Annotated in this window: 1 protein-coding gene; it reads left to right on the plus strand. The window is 61.1% G+C overall.

Annotated elements, in window-relative coordinates; genetic code table 11:
- Nucleotides 1-73 precede the first annotated feature (73 nt).
- On the plus strand, nucleotides 74-2,437 hold a 2,364-nt coding region (locus tag PU724_RS33625; RefSeq protein ID WP_426213820.1), incomplete at its 3' end, for a hypothetical protein.

A 2,437-nucleotide genomic window follows, 5' to 3' on the forward strand; every position in this document is an offset into this window, starting at 1 on the left:
CTCACCCGCGCAAAGTGTCGATCAGCCGCGGAGCCGCGCAGCGATTGGGGTCGGTTACGAAGCTTTGAGTTCCATGCCGCCGCCGCGGGTCAACCTGCCCGCCACGGGATTTGGAAGCGCACCCGATTTCGTGAACCTCCCTCACGTCGTCACGGACGCATATCGGCCTGCGGCCAATCAACAGGGCGACTTGACCGGCGCGCGCCATACGATGCCGGCCGCGGCGCCGCACCAGGCTGCCGTCGTTCAGCAAACGCGCAGCCGCAAGCGCGGCCGCGAGCACCCGGACGAGGCGCTTTTTGCCGCCTACCGTGCCAAGGCGGCTAAAACAGCCAAGGTGAGTGAAAGCTCGATTGCTGGCGATATAACGGCGCTGCGCAAGTTCAGCACATGGCTTGACGAGAACCACCAGAGCCAAATCCACGGTCGGATTGAGGACGAGCAGCTGGACGGCCTGGCGAAGGACTTCGCGGGCCACGATGCCGTACTAATGAGCGACACCAAAGTGGCGTTGGGAAGGCTCCGGCAGCATTTTGCCGGACAGCCTGTGACGGCTGCTTCGACTCTTCGACTCGGCACCAAGGACGATGAGGAACTCTTCGCCCAATACCGGGCAAAAGCCGTCGTCAAAGCACCAACCGTGAGGGGCGATCTGGCGGCGCTGCGCAAGTTCAGCAAATGGCTTGACGAGAACCATCGGACGCAGATCGCCGGCCGGATTGAGGACCCGGGGTTGGACGCGCTGGCGAAGGACTTCGCGGAGGGCGATATCGCGCGTATCAACCCGGCGCTGAAGAGGCTCCGGCAAGCTTTTGTAAGACAGCCTGGGATGGCTGCTTCGAATGTTCGACCTCTCACCAACGACGATGAGGAACTCTTCGCCCAATACCGGGCAAAAGCCGTGGTCCGCCTCAAAGAACCAACCGTGAGGGGCGATCTAGCGGCGCTGCGCAAGTTCAGCACATGGCTTCACGAGAACCACCAGAGCCAAATCGACGGTCGGATTGAGGACGAGCAGCTGGACGGTCTGGCGAAGGACTTTGCGGGCAACGATGCCAAACTACTGGGCGACACCAACGTGGCGTTGGGAAGGCTCCGGCAGCATTTTGCCGGACAGTCTGTGACGGCTGCTTCGACTGTTCGACCCGGCACGAAGGACGATGAGGAACTCTTCGCCCAATACCGGGCAAAAGCCGTCGTCAAAGCACCAACCGTGAGGGGCGATATAGCGGGGCTGCGCAAGTTCAGCAAATGGCTTGACGAGAACCATCGGACGCAGATCGCCGGCCGGATTGAGGACCCGGGGTTGGACGCGCTGGCGAAGGACTTCGCGGAGCGCGAGAGCGCGCGTATCAACCCGGCGCTGAAGAGGCTCCGGCAAGCTTTTGTAAGACCGCCTGTGACGGCTGCTTCGAATGTTCGACCTGTCACCAAGGATGATGAGGAACTCTTTGCCCAGGCTGCCGGCCTCGAAGAAGGGACCATGGGAGGCGATTTGACCGGCGCGCGCCATACGATGCCGGCCGCGGCGCCGCACCAGGCTTCCGTCGTCCAGCAAACGCGCAGCCGCAAGCGCGTCCGAGAGCACCCGGACGAGGCGCTTTTTGCCGCCTACCGTGACGACGCGGCTAAAACAGCCAAGGTGAGTGAAGGCTCGATTGCTCGCGATATAACGGCGCTGCGCAAGTTCAGCACATGGCTTGACGAGAACCACCAGAGCCAAATCGACGGTCGGATTGAGGACCCGGGGTTGGACGCGCTGGCGAAGAACTTTGCGGGCAACGATACCGTACTACTGGGCGACACCAACGTGGCGTTGGGAAGGCTCCGGCAGCATTTTGCCGGACAGCCTGTGACGGCTGCTTCGACTCTTCGACCCGGCACGAAGGACGATGAGGTACTCTTCGCCCAATACCGGACAAAAGCCGTGGCCCGCCTCAAAGAACCAACCGTGAGGGGCGATCTAGCGGCGCTGCGCAAGTTCAGCAAATGGCTTCACGAGAACCACCAGAGCCAAATCCACGGTCGGATTGAGGACGAGCAGCTGGACGGCCTGGCGAAGAACTTCGCGGGCAACGATGCCGTACTACTGAGCGACATCAACGTGGCATTGGGAAGGCTCCGGCAGCATTCTGCCGGACAGACTGTCACAACAGCTAGATCGCGCTCGGTCAGCGAAGAGAACCAGGTGATCGAAGATGCATGTCAGGCAGCTGCAAGCAGGTACGGAAAAGACACGCTAAATAGCTATCGGAGTCATTTGTGTCGTTTCAACAGCTGGCTTAGTCAGAACTTCGGCAAGGGCATTGCCCAGATTGAACCCGCGGTGCTGAGCCGGGCGGTTGACGAGTACAAGAAGAACGTAGGCCCCGGTTTCGGCACAGCCTGGGGCTTTCTGCAGAAATACCGGCAAATGGTCGCAGCCAACAATGCACTG

The organism is Mesorhizobium abyssinicae, assembly GCF_049887195.1.
GTDB lineage: Bacteria > Pseudomonadota > Alphaproteobacteria > Rhizobiales > Rhizobiaceae > Mesorhizobium > Mesorhizobium abyssinicae.